Genomic DNA, 19,258 nt, shown 5'->3' with positions numbered 1-19,258 from the left:
AGGAGGATATCGGGGCGCTGACGGTTCCCTTCAAGAGCGGGTAAAAAACCGCACGCTACGCATCGCGCCTTTTCAGCAGCACGTATCCGCCGATCACCGCGACGACGACCCACAGCACCATGATGCCCAGCCCTCCCCAGGGCCCGTACGGTACGTCGTCGTCGAGCGGGGTGACCACCTGCATGATCTTGCTGCCGGCCTGGTCGGGGAGGAACTGCCCGATCTTCTTGGTGGCGGAGACGTTGCCGAGGACGGCGGAGATCAGGAAGAAGAACGGCATCAGGATGCCGAGGGAGAGCATCGGGCTGCGGAGCATCGTCGCGACGCCCATCGAGAAGACGGCGATGAGGGTCATGTAGAGGCCGCCGCCGATGACCGCGCGCAGGACACCCGGGTCGCCGATCGCCGCCTTGTGCGAACCGAGCATCGCCTGGCCGAGGAAGAACGCGACGAAACTGGTCACGATGCCCACGAGGAAGGCGAGTACGGTCGCCACCGCCATCTTGCCGAACAGGAACGTGCCGCGCTGCGGGACGGCGGACAGGGAGGTGCGGATCATGCCGGTGCTGTACTCGTTGGACACCACCAGCACACCGAACACGATCATCGCCAGCTGGCCGAGGCTCATCCCGGCGAAACTGATGTAGGTCGGGTCGAAGGAGAGCCGGTCCTTCGCGCTCATGTTGTCGAACTCGTTCTTGGACAGCAGCGAGATCAGCACACCGAGCACGACGGTCACCACGGCGGCGAGGCTCAGCGTCCACAGCGTGGACGCCACCGACCGGATCTTGGTCCACTCGGACCTCAGCACCTGGGTCGCGGCCATGGAGTCAGCCCTTCTTCCAGTCGTCGCCCCACTGGGGGCCCGGCGCCGGCGGTCCCGGCTGCTCGCCGGGGAGGGGCGGTGGCGCGGCGCCCAGCGGGGTGTCGGTGTGCGCGTGGTACTCCACCGACTCCGCCGTGAGCTGCATGAAGGCCTCCTCCAGCGAGGCCTGCTGGGGGCTCAGTTCATGCAGCACGATCCGGTGCTGTGCGGCCAGCTCGCCGATGTCCTCGGGCCGGTGCCCGTCCACCTCCAGCGTCCCGACGCCGTTCTCCACGACGATGATCCCGGCCCGGTGCAGCACGTCGAGCAGCAGCTCGCGCTGGGGCGACCGGATGCGTACGTACGACCGGGAGTTCTCCCGGATGAAGTCGGCCATGGACGTGTCGGCGAGCAGCCTGCCCTGGCCGATCACGACGAGATGGTCGGCGGTCAGCGCCATCTCGCTCATCAGGTGCGAGGAGACGAAGACGGTACGGCCCTGGGCGGCGAGGGACTTCATCAGGTTCCGGATCCAGTGGATGCCCTCGGGGTCGAGCCCGTTGACCGGCTCGTCGAACATCAGGATCCGGGGGTCGCCGAGCAGCGCGCCCGCGATACCGAGCCGCTGGCCCATGCCGAGCGAGAAGCCCTTGGCCTTCTTCTTCGCCACCGCGGTGAGCCCGACGGTGTCGAGGACCTCGTGCACCCGGCTGCGCGGGATGCCGTTGCTCTGCGCGAGGCACAGCAGGTGGTTGAAGGCGCTGCGGCCGCCGTGCATGGCCTTGGCGTCGAGGAGGGCGCCGATGTACGTCAGCGGGTCCTTGAGCCGGTCGTAGTGCTGCCCGTCGATCCGGACGTCCCCCGCGGTCGGCCGGTCGAGCCCGAGCATCATCCGCATCGTCGTGGACTTCCCGGCCCCGTTCGGCCCGAGAAACCCGGTGACGATCCCGGGCCGCACTGCGAACGTCAGCTGATTCACAGCCATCTTCTCGCCGTACCGCTTGGTCAGCCCCGCAACCTCGATCATGCGCCCACGCTAAAACGCGACAAAGCCCCCTGCCACTGGAGGCAGGGGGCTCGGATGGCGCCCCCGAAGAGGCGCGGGGCTGTATGGATGTGCGGCTCCGCCGCGTGGGCGCGACCAGCCACAGCCCTTTTCAGGGGCGCGGGGAACTGCGCGACCAGCCGTGGCCGGCCCGCAGATCCCCACAGCCTCAACCCGACCCGTGCCGGGCCGGCGCCGAGCGGGCCGGCGTCTAGCGGGACTGCTGAGCCGGCACCCCGCGGGTGATCGGCTCGTCCTCGGCGGGCGAACCCGCCGCGGCGACAGCCGCACCCGTGAGCGTCGCGAGCATCTCGCGCACGTTCGTGAGCTGCGCGTTGATCGAGTCACGCCGGTTCGTGAGCGCCGCGAGCTCCCGCTCGGACTCGGACCGGATCCGGTCGGCCTTCGCGTTCGCGTCGGCGACGATGTCCTCGGCCTGCCGCTGAGCCGTCTCGACGGTCTGACGAGCACGACGCTCGGCGTCCGTACGCAGCTTCTCGGCCTCGAGCCGAAGCTGCTCCGCACGGTGCTCGATCTCCGCGAGACGCTTCTCGGCCTTGGCCTGACGCGAGGCCAGGTCACGCTCGGACTGCTCGCGCCGCTTGGCGAGGTTCGTCTCGAAGTCGGCGGCGGCCTGCGCGGCCTTCGCGCGGGTCTCCTCGAAGAGGGCGTCCGCCTCCTCGCGCTTCGACTGCGCGTCCTTCGTCGCCTCCTGACGGAGCTGCGAGGCGTCCGTCTTGGCCTTCTCGACGATCCGGACGCCTTCGTCCTCCGCCTTGGACTTGCGGTCCGCAGCGAACGATTCTGCGTCGTTGCGCACCTGCTGGGCTGCCGACTCGGCCAGCTCACGGTGCTGCTCCGCCGCGCGGCGGGCCTCCTCGCGCAGGTCCTTGGCCTCCTCCTCGGCGAGGCGGAGGATCTTCTCGACGCGGGCACCGAGGCCGGCGTACGACGGCTCGGCGTCGCTTACCTGGGCCTGGGCGTTCTGCGTTTCGAGATGGAGTTCCTCGATGCGCTTCTCGAGAGCAGTGATACGGGCCAGAGCGCTGTCACGGTCGGAGACGAGCTTCGAAATGCGTTCGTCCACCTGAGCGCGGTCGTACCCACGCCGCACAAGCTCGAAGCCGTAGGGGGAAGTGTCGCTCATGGGGTTCCTGTCGAATGAGACCGGTGAGGTGATAGGTGGAATCCTAGGGGCCAAAACGGTGTGTCATCGAGCAGTAGCCCGATTGATATGGAGAATGACACCCTTTTTGGTGGCTAACGGCCGGAACGCTTGCCAGGGAGCTTCACCGAAGCCCCCCGGCATGCACGGAAGTTGCCCATCTGGCTAGCCCTCGGACGGCTTGCCACCCGAACGGGTCGCACCGGCCGCCGCGCCCGCTTTGACGCCCCCGTCCTTGCCACTCGACGGCGCCTCAAAGGACTCCAACGCCTCCAGGACGTCCTGGACACGGGAGATCTCGGCATTGATGTCCTGCCGACGGCGGACCAGCACCTCCAGCTCGCGCTTGCCCTCCTCGACCGCGGCCCGCGCCTCGCGCACCGCCTCGGATCTGATCGCCTCGGCCTCGGCGATGAGCGCGGCCTTCTTCTGCTCGGCCTCCTTGAGGAGCCCCTCGGCCTTCTTCACCGCGGCGATCCGGACCTTGCTCGCCTCCGAACCGGCCTCCGACACGAGGTCCTTGGCCTTCGCCTCGGCCTCCTTGAGCTGGTCCTCGGCGGCCCTGATCAGCGCGTCGCACCGATCGCCCGCCGCCTTCATCGTCTCGGCGGACTCCCGGCGGGCCCGGTCGTGCAGTTCCTCGATCTCGCCGGTGATCCGGTCGCGCAGCTCCTCGGCGCGCTCTCTTATGGCCGTCGCGTCCCGGCGCGCGCCGACCAGCAGCTCGTCGGCGTCCGCCCTGGCCCGCTCCACCCGGGAGTTGCCCTCGACCGTCGCCTCGGACAGCAGCCGCTCCGCCTCGTTGCGCGCGGCGCCCACCATCGTGTCGGCCTGTGCCTCGGCGTCCGCGGTGGTCTTGTGCGCGGCCTGCTGCGACTCCGAGAGGAGCTTGTCGGCCTCGGCGGTCGTCTCCGTGATCAGCTTGTCGACCTGCTCGGCCGCCTCGGAACGCCGCTTGTTGGCTTCCTTGCGCGCCTTGTCCAGGGTGTCGTCGGCCTCGTCGCGTGCGTTCGACATGAGGCGGTCGGCCTCCTGGGCGGCCTCGGCCTTGAAGCGCTGGGCCTCCGACCGGATCCGCTCGGCGTGCTGCTGCGCGGTGCCGACCGTCTCGGCCGCCTCGGCGCGCAGCCGCTCCGCGTCGCCCGTCGCGTCCGAGATCAGCTTCTCGGCCTTCGCGACGGACTCGGCGCGGACGCGCTCCGCCTCCTGGTTCGTCTCGGCGGTGAGCCGCTCGACCTCGGCCGTCGTCTCGGTGATGAGGGTGTCCGCCTGCGTCGCCGCGTCCGAGCGGATGCGGTTGGCGTCCTCCCGTGCCTCGGCCCGGGAGCGCGAGGCGTCCTGCTCGGCCGCCGCGATGGCGTCCGAGGCCTCCGTCCGCGCCCGCTGTACGTACTCCGAGGCGTCCGAACGCAGCCGCTCGGACTCCGCGATGGCCTCCGCGACCGTGCGCTCCGCGAGGGACTTGGCGGCCTCCGCCTCCTCCCGCGCCTCGCGCCGGACCCGGTTGCCGTCCTCGGTCGCCCGCTCCCGCTCCGCGTACGCGTCGGCGCGGACCCGGTCGGACTCCTCCTGCGCCTCCGTGCGCGTGCGCTCCGCCACGTGCTCGGCGGCGCTGCGCAGGCCGTTGATCTCCTCCTGGGCCTGCTCGTGCAGCCCGGCCACGGCGTCGCGCACCTGCTGGGCGGTCTGCTCGGCGGCCGACACCATCTCGGTCGCCCGGCGGTCCGCCTCCTCGACCAGCCGTACGGCCTCGGTCTGGGCCTCCTCCACGCGGTTGCGCGCCGAGGCCAGCAGCTCCTCGCTCTGCTCGCGGGCCCGCTCGCGCTCCTGGTCGGCCTCCTGGCGCGCGGCACCGAGCAGTTCCTCGGCCTCGCGGCGGCGCCTGGCCGCCTCCTCCTGGGCCGCGGACAGCGCCTCGGCGGCCTCCGTGGCCAGCCGCTCGGCGGCGGCCTGCGCCTCCGCCCGTACGCGGTCGGCGGTGTCCTGCGCCTCCGACTTCAGCCGCTCGGCCTCCACCGCGGCGTCCGAACGCAGCCGTACGGCGATGGCCTCGCCCTCGGCACGCGACGCGGACGCGTCCGAGGCGGCCTCCGTGCGCAGCCGCTCGGCCTCCGTCTCGGCCTGCGCCTGGAGCGTACGGATCCGCTCGGCGGCCTCGGCGCGCAGCCGGTCGATCTCCTCGGCGGCCTCGCGGCGGATGGCCTCGCCCTCGGCCCGCGCGTCGGTCAGCGCCTGCTCGGCGGAGGCGAGGCGCTCCTCGGCCTCCGTGTGCAGCCGCGCCAGCCCCTCGGCCGCCTCGGCCTGCCGGGCCGCTATGGCCCGCTCGGTGTCCTCGTGCAGCTCCGCGGCGGCCCGCTCGGCCTCCGCCTTGATCTCCTCGGACTGCTCGACGGCCTCCGTGCGGTGCCGCTCGGCCTCCGCGCGGGTGCGCTCCAGGGTCTCCTCGGCCTGCCGGCGCAGCGTCGTCGCGCGCTCGATGGCCTCGGTGCGGACCCGCTGGCTCTCCGTCGTGGCGTTCGACCGCAGCTCGTCCGCGTCGGCCTTCGCCTTGGACAGCAGCTCCTCGGCGGTCCTGGCCGCCTCCTCGATCTGCTGGACGGCCTCGCGCCGGGCCTCGGAGCGGATCCGCTCGCCCTCTTCGTTGGCGTCCGCGCGCAGCTGCTCGGCGTCGCCGCGCAGCCGGCGCGCCTCCTCCTGCAGCTCGACGGTCTTGGCGCGGTACTCCTTGGTGTCGTCCTTCGCCGTGCCCTTGAGCTGCTCGGCGATGTCGTGCGCCTCGGCGCGCAGCCGGTCCGCCTCCGCCTCGGCCTCGGCGCGGATGCGCTCGGCCTCCTCGGCGGCGGCCCTGGTGGTCGCCTTGGCGTCCTCGGACGCCTTGTTCAGGACGTCCTCGGCGGTACGGGCCGCCTTGGCGAGCTGGGACGCGGTCTCCTCGGCGGTGAGGCTGCGGGCGCTCTCCTCGGCCTCCGCGATGATCTTCTCGGCCTTGGTACGGGCGTCCGCGACGACCTGCTCGGCCTCGGACTTGGTGGACTCGGCCTCCTTGGTGGCCTCGCTGACCAGCCGGGCGACCTGCTCCTTGGCCGTACGCGTGCGCTGTTCGTTCGCCGACTCCGCGCTCGCGAGCGTCTTGGCCGCGGTCTCCTTGGCCTCGGCGAGGACCTTCTCCGCCTCGGCCCGCGCCTCGCGCAGCGCCGCCTCGGCCTCGTTGATGCGCTGTTCGGCGGCGCGGCTCAGCTCGCCGGCCTGACGGCGGGCGGCGTCCGAGTCGGACGCGGTCGAACTGCGCAGCTGCTCGGCGTGCTCGGTGGCCTCCTGGGCCTGCGTCGACGCGGCGTTCAGCAGCCGCTCGGCGTCGGTGCGGGCCCGGCGCAGCAGCGCCTCGGCCTCCGCACGCGCCCGCTCGGCGTCGCTCTGCAGCCGCTGGCGGGCCTCTCCCGTGATCCGCTCGGCCTCCGCGCGGGCGGCGGCGAGGGCCTGCTCGGCCTCGCTGCGCGACTCGTCGGCCAGCCGCCGGGCCTGCTGCTCGCTGCGGGCCCGCAGCTGCTCGGCCCACGCCACGTTCTCGTTGACGTGCGACTCGACGCTCTGCCGGCGCTCGGCCAGCTCCTGGTCGAGCTGCTGGCGACGGGTGACCGCCTCCTGATGCAGCTCCGCCTGGAGACGGGCGGCCTGCTCCGCGTGCTCCTGAAGGATCCGCTGCGTCTGCGCGCGGGCCTGGCTCAGCTCCCGCTCCGCGTCCTGGCGCAGCTGATCTGCCTGAACCTGCGCATTACGGAGCATCTGCTCGGCCTGATAGCCGATGTCGGCGCTGTCGTAGGCAGGCCGGGTCGCCAGACTGCGGCGCGCCTCGTGCAGCTTGGCGCGCAGCACCTCGACCTGATAGCCGAGGTCCTCGGCGTGCTGGACGGCCTTCTCCCGCTCGGTCTTCAGCCGTTCCATCTCGGCCTCGAACCGAGAGAGGTGGTCGACGTCAGCCGCCGGCTCTCGCTCCTGGCGTTCGTAGCCCCGCACTGCGCGGTCCCATCCGTCCCCTGGTCGCAAGTCTCTCCAAACGAGCACCGTCCATCCGCCGGACAGGGCCCCCGGGGAATGGTGTCAGATCAACGGCGGAGCAAGGGCTGCTCCCCCGACGCTCGTCCCCCGAAACCTGGACCCCGGCCCTCGGATCCTGACGATGAGGACCCGGACCGCCCCATGGAGGCGACGGCCGTGCCCAACCCTACCGGCCCAGATATACGGAGGTCAGTGCTCAGGTGACTCAACTGGCGCCGAAGTGACCAGTTCTGTCAGGACGCCATGGCAATCCTTCGGGTGCAGAAAGGTGATCCTGGAGCCCATCGAACCCCTGCGCGGCTCGTCGTACAGCACGCGTACGCCCTTGTCCCGGATGCCGGCCGCGTCGGCGTCCACGTCCGCCGTGCCGAAGGCGATGTGATGTACGCCCTCACCGTTCTTGGCCAGCCACTTTCCGACCGCGGAGTCCTCGCGGGTGGGCTCCAGGAGCTGCAGGTAGGAGGCGCCGCCGTCGGACGTCTCATTGATCTTGAGCATGGCCTCGCGCACGCCCTGCTCCTCGTTGACCTCGGAGTGGTACACCTCGAAGCCGTATGTGGCCCGGTAGAACTCGACGGTCGCGTCGAGGTCGAAACAGGCGATCCCGATGTGGTCGATTCGCGTCAGCATGCTGTCAGTGCAGCGCTCCGACGGCGGTTACGCAACGTGCGCGCGATCACACGACGGGCCGGATGACGGCTGGCCTACCGCTCAGTACCTTCTTTGGTAAACCCTCGTTCACTCCTCGGCTGTGCAAGCTGGAAGGGGATCGCTCCTCATGTCTGGAACGAACAACACCACCTCCGTCATCGTTGCGGGTGCACGCACCCCGATGGGGCGGCTGCTCGGCTCCCTCAAGTCCTTCTCGGGCGCCGACCTCGGTGGATTCGCGATCAAGGCCGCCCTCGACCGTGCGGGCATCGGCGGCGACCAGGTGCAGTACGTGATCATGGGCCAGGTGCTCCAGGCCGGGGCAGGGCAGATCCCGGCACGCCAGGCCGCCGTCAAGGCGGGCATCCCGATGAGCGTCCCGGCGCTCACGATCAACAAGGTGTGCCTGTCCGGTCTCGACGCCATCGCGCTCGCCGACCAGCTGATCCGCGCCGGTGAGTTCGACATCGTGGTCGCGGGCGGCCAGGAGTCCATGACCAACGCCCCCCACCTGCTGCCGAAGTCCCGGGAGGGCTACAAGTACGGCGCGATCGAGATGCTCGACGCGATGGCGCACGACGGGCTGACCGACGCCTTCGAGAACATCGCCATGGGCGAGTCGACCGAGAAGCACAACACGCGGCTCGGCATCCTGCGGCCCGAGCAGGACGAGATCGCGGCCCTCTCGCACCAGCGGGCCGCCGCCGCCCAGAAGAACGGCACCTTCGAGGCGGAGATCACCCCGGTCGAGATCCCGCAGCGCAAGGGCGAGCCCGTCGTCTTCAGCCAGGACGAGGGCATCCGCGGCGAGACCACCTCCGAATCGCTCGGCAGGCTGCGCCCCGCCTTCACCAAGGACGGCACGATCACGGCGGGCTCGGCCTCGCAGATCTCCGACGGCGCCGCCGCCGTCGTCGTCATGAGCAAGGCCAGGGCCGAGGCGCTCGGCCTCGACTGGATCGCGGAGATCGGCGCCCACGGAAACGTCGCGGGACCCGACAACTCTTTGCAGTCGCAGCCGTCGAACGCCGTCCAGCACGCCCTCAAGAAGGAGGGCATCGGCGTCGAGGATCTTGACCTGATCGAGATCAACGAGGCCTTCGCCGCCGTCGCGGTCCAGTCAATGAAGGATCTCGGCGTGTCCACGGAAAAGGTGAACGTCAACGGCGGCGCCATCGCGCTGGGCCACCCGATCGGCATGTCCGGCGCCCGGCTCGTCCTGCACCTCGCCCTCGAACTGAAGCGGCGCGGCGGCGGCGTGGGCGCGGCGGCGCTGTGCGGTGGCGGCGGCCAGGGCGACGCACTGATCGTGCGGGTCCCGAAGGCCTGACGCACACGTAATCGGGAGCCGGCTGGCGTATCCGCCGGCTGATCTAGTGAACGGAGCTGTGATGCAGGACGTCCCCTCGCTGGTGGCCGCGGCCAGGGAAGGCCGGCCGCGGGCCGTGGCCCGGCTGATCTCCCTGGTGGAGGGGGCGTCCCCGCAACTGCGCGAGGTCATGGCCGCGCTGGCCCCGCTCGCGGGCAACGCGTACGTCATCGGCCTCACGGGGTCACCGGGTGTCGGCAAGTCGACCTCGACGTCGGCGCTCGTGTCCGCCTACCGACGGCAGGGCAAGCGGGTCGGCGTCCTCGCCGTCGACCCGTCGTCGCCGTTCTCAGGCGGCGCGCTGCTCGGCGACCGCGTCCGGATGTCGGACCACGCCTCGGACCCCGGCGTCTACATCCGCTCGATGGCCACCCGCGGACACCTCGGCGGGCTCGCCTGGGCCGCGCCCCAGGCCGTACGGGTACTGGACGCGGCCGGCTGCGACGTCGTCATCGTCGAGACCGTCGGCGTCGGCCAGTCCGAGGTCGAGATCGCCTCCCAGGCGGACACGAGCGTGGTGCTCCTCGCCCCCGGCATGGGCGACGGCATCCAGGCCGCCAAGGCCGGAATCCTGGAGATCGGCGACGTGTACGTGGTCAACAAGGCCGACCGGGACGGGGCCGACGCGACGGCCCGTGAGCTGAACCACATGCTCGGGCTCGGCGAGTCCCGTGGGCCGGGGGACTGGCGGCCGCCCATCGTGAAGACGGTGGCCGCGCGCGGGGAGGGTATCGACGAGGTCGTCGAGGCGCTGGAGAAGCACCGGGCGTGGATGGAGGAGCGGGGGGAGCTTGCCGCTCGGCGGCTCGCCCGGGCGGCGCGGGAGGTCGAGACGATCGCCGTCACGGCGCTGCGGGCGCGGATCGGTGACCTGCACGGGGACCGGCGCCTGAGCGCGCTCGCGGACCGGATCGTCGCCGGCGACCTGGACCCCTACGAGGCGGCGGACTCCCTGATCCAGAACCTGACCGGCACCTGAGAGCCCTTTTCCTCGCCCCCGCCGCCCCTACCCGTTCCCGTCACGTACTCGGGGGCGCTGCCCCCGAACCCCCGCTCCTCAAACGCCGGAGGGGCTAGTCCTTCAGCCCGTCCGGCGTTTGAGGACGAGCGCGTCAGCGCGATTGCGGGGGCGAGGGGGCGCAGCCCCCATGCGGGACGGGAACGGGTAGGGGCGGCGGGGGCGAGGAGACGCCGGTGCGGGGCACCCGGTCGCGGGTGCCCCTGCTGCCTGCCGGGGGAGGCGTCAGTCGTTGGTGCGGTCCGCCGTGATCTTGCCGGAGCCGGTGTCGACCCTCCAGTCACTGCCGGTGCCGTTCGCGGCGGTGGTGTCGACCTCCCACGCCTTGTCGGCACTCTCCTCGTCCAGGTCGACGGACGTCACCGTGCCCTTGGCGGCACCGGCCTCCGCGGCCTCGGCGGCGGTGACGGAACTGCCCTTCAGAGCGGCCCGGATCTGCGCGGTCTCGGCGGCGTCGTCACCGTCGTCGTCCCGGTCGACGTGGGAGCCGACGACCTTGCCGGTGGCCGGGTCGACCTGGACACTGTGCCAGGCGCCGCCGTTCGTGAGGATGTCCACGTCCCACACGTGCTTCGTGCCCTCGTCGTCGAGGTCGGCCGAGACCGCCGTGCCGGCCGTCTTCTGCAGCGCCGCCTCGATCGCGTCGGCGGCGTCGACCTTCGCGACCTTGGCGTCGGCGGCGTTCTCGGCCTTGTCCTCGGCGTCCTCGCCGGAGTCCCGCGCGGCCTGGTCCTCGGCCTGATCCTCGGCCCGGTCGTCGGCGTCGTTGTCGTCCGCGTCGTTGGCGTCCGTGTCGTCGTCACGGCCCGTGTCGTCGTTCGACGCCCGTACGTCGGACTTCGTCGTCGGCGCCTCGTCGTCACCCGAGACCGCGATGGCGGTCGCGGTGCCGCCGCCGATCAGGACAGCGGCCGTGACGGTGGCGATGACGATGTTGCGCTTCATGAGATTCCTCCTGAATGCGACTGGCTGCAACCAGTAACGGATGGTGTCGCCGGTTGCAGGTGGCTTGTGTGCCTCGTCTGCTGCTCGACAGGAACCAAGGTGGCCGACCGACGCTGAAGCGGACCTGAAGCACCCTGAAGGCTTCTTCAGGTTCGGTTTGCGACTCTTTACGCATGCGCCTGTTGATCGTGGAGGATGAGAAGCGGCTCGCCCTGTCGCTCGCCAAGGGCCTGACGGCCGAGGGGTACGCCGTCGACGTGGTCCACGACGGCCTGGAGGGGCTGCACATGGCCGGCGAGGGCTCGTACGACCTCGTCATCCTCGACATCATGCTGCCCGGCATGAACGGCTACCGGGTGTGCGGCGCCCTGCGCTCCGCGGGAAACGACGTGCCGATCCTGATGCTCACGGCCAAGGACGGCGAGTACGACGAGGCCGAGGGCCTCGACACGGGCGCCGACGACTATCTGACCAAGCCGTTCTCGTACGTCGTCCTCGTGGCCCGGGTGAAGGCGCTGCTGCGGCGGCGCGGCCCGGCGGGCGGAGCCTCACCCGTGTACGAGGTCGGGAACCTGAAGGTCGACACCGCCTCCCGGCGGGTGTTCCTCGCGGACGACGAGATCACCCTGACCACCAAGGAGTTCTCCGTGCTCGAACAGCTCGCCGTGCGGGCCGGGGAGGTCGTTTCGAAGGCCGACATCCTGGAGCACGTCTGGGACTTCGCGTACGACGGGGACCCGAACATCGTCGAGGTGTACATCAGCACCCTGCGCCGCAAGCTCGGCCCGGAGCTCATCAGGACCGTGCGCGGGGCCGGGTACCGGCTGGAGGTGCGGGCATGAGGCGGCGCATGAGATCGGTACGGGCCCGCGCCACGCTCGCCGCGACCCTCGTCGTCGCCGTGGCCCTGGTCGCGGCCGGTGCCGCCGTGCTGTTCGCGCTGCGGGCCAGCCTCATCGGCCAGGCGGACACCGAGGCCGACTCGGTGGCCCGCAACGCCGCCTCGGCGCTGTCGAACGGGTTCGCGTACAACGACCTCGACCTGCCGGACGGCGACGAGAACCCTGTCGAGGTCCTGGACCGGAAGGGGAAGGCAGTCGCCTCCGGCGAGGACGTCGAGGGCATGAGCGTGGTCGCCAAAGAATCGCAGCGGCTGAACTCCGTCGCCAACGACGACGCCGGCGACACGGACGAGGGAGTGGCGGACGAGGAGGACGCGCTGGAGGCCGGCGACATCGCCGACGAGACCTGGTACGGCGAGGGCACCGCGACCGTCGAGGGGGAGACGGACGACTACCGGTTCGCCGGGGTCGACGTGGTCACGAAGGGAGGTGTCCCGCTCACCGTCTACGCGGGCGCGCCGCTCTCCGCCGAACAGGGCGCCGTCGGCACGGCGCTGACGGCCATGCTGATCGGCCTGCCCCTGCTGCTGGTGACGGTCAGCGGGGTGACGTACGTCGTCACGAGGCGGGCGCTGCGCCCGGTGGAGGGAATCCGTGCCGAGATGGCCGCCATCACGGCCTCCGAGGACCTCTCGCGGCGCGTACCCGAGCCCGGCACCCACGACGAGATAGCCCGACTCGCCCGGACGACGAACCAGACGCTCGCCGCCCTGGAGGCCTCGGTGGAGCGGCAGCGCGCGTTCGTCGCCGACGCCTCGCACGAACTGCGCAGCCCCATCGCCTCCCTGCGCACCCAGCTCGAAGTGGGCGCCGCACACCCGGAGCTGCTCGACGTGGAAGGGGCCGTCGAGGACACCGTACGACTCCAGCGGCTCGCCGCCGACCTGTTGCTGCTCGCCCGGCTGGACGCGGGGGAGCGGTCGGCCGACGCGCGGTTCGATCTGGCCGCACTCGTCCGTACCGAGGCCGGAAAGCGGGCCGGGGACAGGGTCGACGTGTCCGTGGACGCGGAGGCCGTCGAGGTGAGCGGGTCCCGCGGGCAGCTGGCGCGGGTCCTCGGCAATCTGCTGGACAACGCGCAGCGGCACACGCGGTCGTCCGTCGCCGTGCGGGTGCGGCGGGTGGGGGACTGGGCGGTTCTTGAGGTCGCCGACGACGGGGAGGGGGTGCCCGCCGGGGAACGCGAGCGGGTTTTCGAGCGGTTCGTACGGCTCGACGAGGCCCGTGCGCGGGATGACGGCGGGGCCGGGCTGGGGCTGGCCATCGCCCGGGATGTGGCCGTGCGGCACGGGGGGACGCTGGGCGTCCGGGAGGCGGCGGGGGGCGGAGCTCTGTTCGAACTCCGCCTTCCCGCTCCGCTGGGGGAACGGTGATGGTCCTGCGGGCCGGTGGGGCTGGTCGCGCCGTTCCCCGCGCCCCTGACGGCGAAAGATTGCGCCGTTCCCCGCGCCCCTAAAGACCAAGAGACTGCGCCGTTCCCCGCGCCCCTTTGGGGGCGCCGCCGCGCGCGTTACGGGCGGCCCCGTTGGCCCCGGAGGTGTTCTGCGATCGGGGTCAGGGATTTGTGGAGTTCCTCCAGGGCCTCCGGCGAGAGGAGGTCGATGAAGTGGCGGCGCACGGAGCCCACGTGATGGGGTGCGACCTTCTGCATCGTCTCCATGCCGTGGTCCGTGAGCACCGCGTACAGACCGCGGCGGTCGGACTCGCAGTTCTCACGCCGGACCAGGTCCGCGTTCTCCATGCGGGTGATCTGGTGCGAGAGGCGGCTCTTGGACTGGAGCGTGGCGGACGCGAGGTCGCTCATCCGCATCCGTACGCCCTCCGACTCGGAGAGGTTCACCAGGATCTCGTAGTCGTTCATCGTCAGGCCGAACGGCTGGAGGTCTCTTTCGAGCTGATACGTCAACAGCCTGTTGACCTCCAGGTGGGTGCGCCATGCGCACTGCTCCGCATCGGTCAGCCAGCGGGTGGCCGTCTCGGTCTCCATGAATCAAGTCTACCTAAAAGGTTGAAAGGCGAACTAGTGAGGGTGGTGTGACGACGTGCACACGTTCGACGTCACACTCTGCAGACTACCGCTCACAGCCCGAAGCGACGCTGGAGGTCCCCCAGCTGTCCGGGAAGACGCGGTGCGCCGCCTTGCTGTCCCTGGTGACCTGGCACCCCGCCGCCACCGGGTACTCCCGGCTCGTTCGGCACCGCCCCCGCCGCCTGCTCCGCCATCAGTGCCTCGCTGGACTGCAGCAGCACCGTGCCGGCCCCCACGAACTCGAACTGGTGCTCCTCGCCGGAGGCCCCGCCGATCCCCGTCATCGCACGTAGACCGCCCATCAGGCCCGTCATGTACCCGTGGTCGTAGTGGTGGCAGGGCGAGGGGCAGTCGGCCCACCCGACCAGGGCCTGCGGGTCGACCCGGATCGGGGGTTCCATGAACACCACGGGGCCGTTCGAGGCGGCGACGAACTTGCCCGTTCCGATGAGCGTCAGGAAGCCCGGCACGATCGACTGCTTGAGCGCGAGACTTGGCTGAAAAGCGAGGAGATTGCCCGAGCGAATGGTCAGGTTGCCCTCCTCCAGGTCGAAGGAATTCACATCGAACGCCCGGTCGGCGAGCAGCATCTTGCCCGAGCCGGACGCCACCACCCAGTCGCTCGCGTGCAACGGCGAATGGAACGACGTTCGCACGAGCCGGTCCAGACGGCCGTGCCCGATGCCGTTGAACTCCATCGAGCCGTAGTAGGCGATCATCTTGCCCTTCTGCAGGAACCACTCGCTCCCCTTGAGCTCCACACAGAAGGTGTACGCGTTCACGTTGTCGTCGACCGGCAGGGTCGCCGGGTCGTGGATCACGGGGCCCGTGCCCGGGTAGGTGGTCACAGCTTCTCCTCCGACGCCTGCACGTACACCGCTCCGCTGCCGCTCAGCTCCAGCTGGAAGGCCTCGCCCGAACCGCGGCCGACCAGATCGCGCAGACCGAGCGCGCTGGACAGCTTGTTGCGGACGTCCCCGTGATGGGCGACGTACGCCTGCGGGTCCACGTGCACCGGGCGCTGCGGGGTGATCGGGACCTCGATGACCCCTCCGTGCGCCATGACGGCGACGGAGCCGTGGCCCTTGAGGGTCGTGGTGAACAGGCCCTGACCCGTCACCTGGCCGCGCACCATGCCCATGACCCCGCCCTGCGAACCCATGAACATCGTGCCCTGCGTCAGGGTGCCGTCGAAGGCCAGGAGCCGGTCCGCCTCCACGTACAGGGTGTCGCCGGTCAGCCCGATCACCTGGATGTGGTGGCCGCCGTGCCCGAACAGGACCGTGCCGGAGCCCTCCACGGTCATCAGGGGGGCCGCCTCGCCTGCGGCGCGACGGCCGATCATCGACATGACCCCGCCCTGGCCGCTCTGCAGGTTGGGGGTGAAGGAGACCTCGCCCTTGTAGGCGAGCATCGCGCCGCGCTGGCTGAACAGCTTCTGGCCCGGTGCGACGGTGGCCTCGATCATCTTCGAGTTGATCTCACGGAAGGGCATGTCACACGTCTCCCGCGATCGAGTTGCGCTCACTGGGCTGTACGTAGACGACTCCGTCGCCCTCGAAGCGGATCTGGAAGGCCTCGCCGCCGCCCTCGCCCATGAACGTGCGGAACGTCACGCCGGACTGGAAGGACTGCCGCAGATCGCCCTGGTGCGCGATGTACGCGCCCGGGTCGACGGTGAGCGGGTACTGCGAGCTGACCCGCAGCACGACCGCCGGGCCGTCCGACATGATCGCGGCCTGGCCGTGGCCCTCGATCGTCGTCGTGAAGAGCCCGTTGCCCTGCGAGGCGCCCCGGAGCCCCGTGAAGGACGTGCCCGTACGCAGACCCGCGGCGGTCGCGAGGAGATTGCTCGACTCGACGAAGAGTCTGTCGCCCTGAAGGCTCACGAGGTTGATCTCGCTGGCCCGGTCGGCGAACCAGCACGTGCCCTGCCCCTTCACCTCCATGAGGGTCATCTGCTCGCCGGTGATCCGGCGCGTCACCATGCCGCGGATGCCCTCGCCGCCGCCGCTGAGTTTCTTGAAGGCCATCTGACCGTCGTACGCGACCATGGAGCCGTTCTTCGCCTTCACGGCGTCGCCGGTCATGTCGACGGCCAGCACCTTGCTGCCTTGTAGTCGGAACATCGCCACGAGGTGACGGTAGCGGGCGGGAAGTCTCCGCCGACAGGTCCCACGGGTGGAGAACGACCCGGAGCGTTCCCCTAGGGGGCCGGTCCCGGAACGCCGGGACCCCTGGGGCGGCCCGCCGGCACTCCAATGCCACAATGGGCGAACGCTTGTGCTTCCATTCACAAACCGGGCGTCTCTCCGACCTCCCCTCTCCCACCGAAGGTGACCCGTGGACATCAAGACCGCCTCCGCCCTCCGCCGCCTCCGTCTGGTCTCCGCCCCGGAGGCCGTCTCGTTCCTGCTGCTGCTCGTCTGCTCGGTGCTGAAGCGGACCACGGACTTCAACGCGGTGCCGGTGATGGGCATGGTCCACGGAATCCTCTTCGTGCTGTACGTGATCTTCTGGGCCGACGCGTGGAACCGGGCGAAGTGGGGGCTGAAGACCGCGGCCCTGTACTTCGTCCTGTCCGTGCTGCCGACGGGTGGCTTCTTCGCCGAGCGCAAGCTCAAGGGTGAGGCCGAGCGTGCGGTCATCGCGTCCCGCGCGCGCAACGAGGGGATCGTGGGCGCATGATCGTCGCCTTTTCCGTGACGCCGCTGGGGGTCGGGGAGGACGTGGGGGAGTACGTGGCGGACGCGGTGCGGGTGGTTCGTGAATCAGGGCTGCCGAACCGTACGGACGCGATGTTCACGTCGCTCGAAGGTGAGTGGGACGAGGTGATGGACGTGGTTCGGCGGGCCGTGGCGGCGGTCGAGGCGCGGGCGCCGCGGGTGTCCCTGGTCCTGAAGGCCGACATCCGACCGGGCGTCACGGACGGATTGACGTCCAAGGTGTCGACGGTGGAACACCACTTGTCACGCTGACGCGGGCCGCTCGCGCGGTGGGACGGGTCCTCTGCGGGCCGGTTGCGCAGTTCCCCGCGCCCCTGGGGGTGCGTGACGCGGCGGGTACGTCTCGCCCGCGCCCCGGGGAGAGCTGGCCGCGCAGTTCCCCGCGCCCCTGAAAGCAGCCGCCCACCGCCGCTTCGAGGGGTGCGGTGAACGGCGCACCCAGCCACAAACGACCGCCGCCTTAAGGGGCGCGGGGAACTGTGCACCTAGCCGCAGTCGGGCCCGCACCCGACCGCCGTCTTCAGGGGCGCGGGGAACTGCGCACCTAGCCGCGGTCGGCCCGCACCTGTCGGCCGCTTTATAGGGGCGCGGGGAACTGCGCACCCAGCCTCCGCCGACCCGCACCCGCCAGCGTGCCCCCCCCGTTTAACCGCCGGAGGCAACACCCACCTGGACCCCCTCCGTTCGACACGCCGACGTAATGCCACTTTTGTGTGGGTATCGGCTTGTTCGATCACGGGCACTGGAGGGCGCTGTGCGGCCGGAGGGCTACGACTACGACACCCACAGCAGGTTGGCCGGACCGCTCACGGAGCCGTCCGGCTCGGCCTACCGGGTGCAGTACACCAAGCTCCTGTCGAGCGAGCCCCACCGAATACGAGCCGTCCTGCTCATGACGCTCGCCCCGGTGCTCACAGGACTTCTCCTGGTCTACCTCGTGTGGCCCACCCACTGGGTGGAACGCGAGGGCGGCGCCCGCTGGCTGGTCGGCCTCGACATCACGATGCTCGTGGCGATCGGCCTCATCGAGCTCTTCATGGTCGTCAACGTCGTGTCGATCGCCCACGCGACGATGGTCGCCAGGGATCCGGTCCCCGTCACCCCCGCCAAGGGCACCCGGGTCGCCTTCCTGACCACCTTCGTCCCCGGCAAGGAACCGCTCTCCATGGTCCGCGCCACCCTCGAAGGGGCCGTCAAGGTCACCCACACGGGGCCGGTGGACGTCTGGCTCCTCGACGAGGGCGACGACGAACAGGCGAAGGCCCTGTGCGCGGAGCTCGGCGTACGGCACTTCACCCGGCACGGTGTGCCCGAGTGGAACAGGCCCAAGGGCGTCCACAAGACCCGTACCAAGCACGGCAACTACAACGCGTGGATCGCGATGCACGGCGGCGAATACGACTTCTTCGCCTCCGTCGACACGGACCACGTCCCGCTCCCGGAGTTCCTGGAACGGATGATGGGCTACTTCCGCGACCCGGACGTCGCCTTCGTCGTCGGCCCGCAGGTGTACGGCAACTACACCACTCCCGTCACCAAGGCGGCCGAGTCCCAGCAGTTCCTCTTCCACGCCCTGATCCAGCGCGCCGGCAACCGCTACCGCGCGCCCATGTTCGTCGGCACCAACAACGTCGTACGGATCGCGGCCGTCAAACAGATCGGCGGCCTGTACGACTCCATCACCGAGGACATGGCGTCCGGCTTCGAGATGCACCGGCACCGTAACCCGAGGACCGGTCACCACTGGGAGTCCGTCTACACCCCTGACGTACTCGCGGTCGGTGAGGGCCCCGCCTCCTGGACCGACTTCTTCACCCAGCAGCTGCGCTGGTCGCGCGGCACCTACGAGACGCTGTTCAAGCAGTACTGGAAGGCACCCTTCACGATGCCGCCCGGGCGGCTCTTCTCGTACACGCTGATGCTCGTCTACTACCCGATGACGGCCGTCAACTGGCTGCTGGGAATCCTGAGCTGCGTGCTGTTCCTGTGCTTCGGGGCGTCCGGCACCCAGGTCTCCGCCTCCATGTGGCTGATGCTCTACAGCGACGCCGCGGCGCTCCAGGTCGGCCTGTACCTGTGGAACCGGCGGCACAACGTCTCCCCGCACGAACCGGAGGGCTCGGGAGGGCTTGCGGGCATGGCGATGTCGGCTCTTTCCGCGCCCATCTATCTGAAGTCCCTCGGGGCGGCCCTGGTCCGCCGTCCCAGCCGTTTCGTCATCACCCCCAAGGGCGACGACACCAGCCCCGACCGCGTCGCGACCTTCCGTATCCATCTCTTCTGGGCAGCCGTCCTGACGTCGGCCCTGGTCGCGTCGTTCGTGCTCGACCACACCCACGCGGCCATGCGCACCTGGGCGGTCCTCGCGCTGGCCATCTCGCTGGCCCCGGTGGCGGTGTGGACCGCGACCCGGGCCAGGGCCCGCAGGGCGGACCGGCACCTCGTGCCCTCCGTGCGGATCGGCGAGACGGCGGAACCCGCCCCGGCCCTCGCGGGCAGCGCCGCCGCGGGATCGGTCTCCAGCAGTACGACAGGAGGTAGTTAGGC

General features: G+C 70.6%; 17 protein-coding genes. 7 read left to right on the top strand and 10 right to left on the bottom strand.

Annotated elements, in window-relative coordinates:
• Positions 1 to 55: 55 nt before the first annotated feature.
• From IE278_RS17795 to mce, 5 genes are all read right to left on the bottom strand, one after another.
• Positions 56 to 826 (bottom strand): ABC transporter permease, encoded by a 771-nt coding sequence (locus tag IE278_RS17795; protein WP_189773440.1) that lies wholly within the window; start codon positions 824 to 826, stop codon positions 56 to 58.
• A gap of 4 nt (positions 827 to 830) precedes the next feature.
• Positions 831 to 1,832, bottom strand: coding sequence for an ABC transporter ATP-binding protein (locus IE278_RS17790; protein ID WP_189773438.1), 1,002 nt, complete (start codon positions 1,830 to 1,832; stop codon positions 831 to 833).
• Positions 1,833 to 2,061: 229 nt separating this feature from the next.
• The gene (locus tag IE278_RS17785; RefSeq protein ID WP_107021278.1) at positions 2,062 to 2,997 is read right to left on the bottom strand and encodes a coiled-coil domain-containing protein; all 936 of its coding nucleotides are present in this window, start codon (positions 2,995 to 2,997) and stop codon (positions 2,062 to 2,064) included.
• Positions 2,998 to 3,180: 183 nt separating this feature from the next.
• Positions 3,181 to 7,029 (bottom strand): polarized growth protein Scy, encoded by a 3,849-nt coding sequence (gene scy / locus IE278_RS17780; RefSeq protein WP_189773437.1) that lies wholly within the window; start codon positions 7,027 to 7,029, stop codon positions 3,181 to 3,183.
• Positions 7,030 to 7,260: 231 nt separating this feature from the next.
• Positions 7,261 to 7,701 (bottom strand): methylmalonyl-CoA epimerase, encoded by a 441-nt coding sequence (gene mce, locus IE278_RS17775; RefSeq protein WP_107021276.1) that lies wholly within the window; start codon positions 7,699 to 7,701, stop codon positions 7,261 to 7,263.
• Positions 7,702 to 7,849: 148 nt separating this feature from the next.
• Between mce and IE278_RS17770 the strand changes: the two genes are divergently transcribed.
• The gene (locus IE278_RS17770; protein ID WP_189773435.1) at positions 7,850 to 9,052 is read left to right on the top strand and encodes an acetyl-CoA C-acetyltransferase; all 1,203 of its coding nucleotides are present in this window, start codon (positions 7,850 to 7,852) and stop codon (positions 9,050 to 9,052) included.
• A 61-nt stretch (positions 9,053 to 9,113) separates the two neighbouring features.
• Positions 9,114 to 10,070 (top strand): methylmalonyl Co-A mutase-associated GTPase MeaB, encoded by a 957-nt coding sequence (gene meaB, locus IE278_RS17765; RefSeq protein ID WP_189773432.1) that lies wholly within the window; start codon positions 9,114 to 9,116, stop codon positions 10,068 to 10,070.
• Positions 10,071 to 10,334: 264 nt separating this feature from the next.
• On the opposite strand, the gene IE278_RS17760 is transcribed toward meaB, so the two are convergent.
• Positions 10,335 to 11,054, bottom strand: a complete 720-nt coding sequence (locus IE278_RS17760; RefSeq protein ID WP_189773430.1) for a PepSY domain-containing protein — start codon at positions 11,052 to 11,054, stop codon at positions 10,335 to 10,337.
• Positions 11,055 to 11,227: 173 nt separating this feature from the next.
• On the opposite strand from IE278_RS17760, the gene IE278_RS17755 reads away from it, so the two are divergent.
• Both IE278_RS17755 and IE278_RS17750 read left to right on the top strand, forming a co-directional pair.
• Positions 11,228 to 11,896: a response regulator transcription factor gene (locus IE278_RS17755; protein WP_189773428.1), complete on the top strand. Its 669-nt coding sequence runs from the start codon at positions 11,228 to 11,230 to the stop codon at positions 11,894 to 11,896.
• Positions 11,893 to 13,329, top strand: coding sequence for a sensor histidine kinase (locus IE278_RS17750; protein WP_189773426.1), 1,437 nt, complete (start codon positions 11,893 to 11,895; stop codon positions 13,327 to 13,329). Before IE278_RS17755 ends, IE278_RS17750 begins: the two co-directional genes overlap by 4 nt.
• 137 nt (positions 13,330 to 13,466) lie before the next feature.
• On the opposite strand, the gene IE278_RS17745 is transcribed toward IE278_RS17750, so the two are convergent.
• The 4 genes from IE278_RS17745 to IE278_RS17730 all read right to left on the bottom strand — a co-directional run bounded on the left by IE278_RS17745 (position 13,467) and on the right by IE278_RS17730 (position 16,114).
• Positions 13,467 to 13,943, bottom strand: coding sequence for a MarR family winged helix-turn-helix transcriptional regulator (locus IE278_RS17745; RefSeq protein WP_189773424.1), 477 nt, complete (start codon positions 13,941 to 13,943; stop codon positions 13,467 to 13,469).
• Positions 13,944 to 14,035: 92 nt separating this feature from the next.
• Complete coding sequence (locus tag IE278_RS17740) at positions 14,036 to 14,833, bottom strand: AIM24 family protein (RefSeq protein ID WP_107021268.1); 798 nt, start codon at positions 14,831 to 14,833, stop codon at positions 14,036 to 14,038.
• Positions 14,830 to 15,480, bottom strand: a complete 651-nt coding sequence (locus IE278_RS17735; protein ID WP_189773422.1) for an AIM24 family protein — start codon at positions 15,478 to 15,480, stop codon at positions 14,830 to 14,832. The genes IE278_RS17740 and IE278_RS17735 overlap by 4 nt, the downstream gene beginning before the upstream one ends.
• 1 nt (position 15,481) lies before the next feature.
• Positions 15,482 to 16,114 carry an AIM24 family protein gene (locus IE278_RS17730; protein WP_189773728.1) on the bottom strand — a complete coding sequence of 211 codons (633 nt, stop codon included), beginning with the start codon at positions 16,112 to 16,114 and terminating at the stop codon, positions 15,482 to 15,484.
• A 214-nt stretch (positions 16,115 to 16,328) separates the two neighbouring features.
• On the opposite strand from IE278_RS17730, the gene IE278_RS17725 reads away from it, so the two are divergent.
• The 3 genes from IE278_RS17725 (at position 16,329) to IE278_RS17715 (ending at position 19,256) form a co-directional block, all read left to right on the top strand.
• A complete protein-coding gene (locus tag IE278_RS17725; RefSeq protein WP_189773420.1) occupies positions 16,329 to 16,673 on the top strand; it encodes a DUF3817 domain-containing protein in 345 nt (114 codons plus the stop codon).
• Positions 16,670 to 16,963, top strand: a complete 294-nt coding sequence (locus tag IE278_RS17720; RefSeq protein WP_189773418.1) for an MTH1187 family thiamine-binding protein — start codon at positions 16,670 to 16,672, stop codon at positions 16,961 to 16,963. The genes IE278_RS17725 and IE278_RS17720 overlap by 4 nt, the downstream gene beginning before the upstream one ends.
• 502 nt (positions 16,964 to 17,465) lie before the next feature.
• On the top strand, positions 17,466 to 19,256 hold the full coding sequence (locus tag IE278_RS17715) for a glycosyltransferase family 2 protein (RefSeq protein ID WP_189773416.1): 1,791 nt from the start codon (positions 17,466 to 17,468) through the stop codon (positions 19,254 to 19,256).
• Positions 19,257 to 19,258: the final 2 nt, after the last annotated feature.

Origin of the sequence: Streptomyces tauricus (genome assembly GCF_014650955.1) — a bacterium.
Taxonomy (GTDB): Bacteria; Actinomycetota; Actinomycetes; order Streptomycetales; family Streptomycetaceae; genus Streptomyces; species Streptomyces tauricus.
Note: the sequence above shows the minus strand (reverse complement) of the source record. Positions and strands in the feature narration are given on the sequence as shown.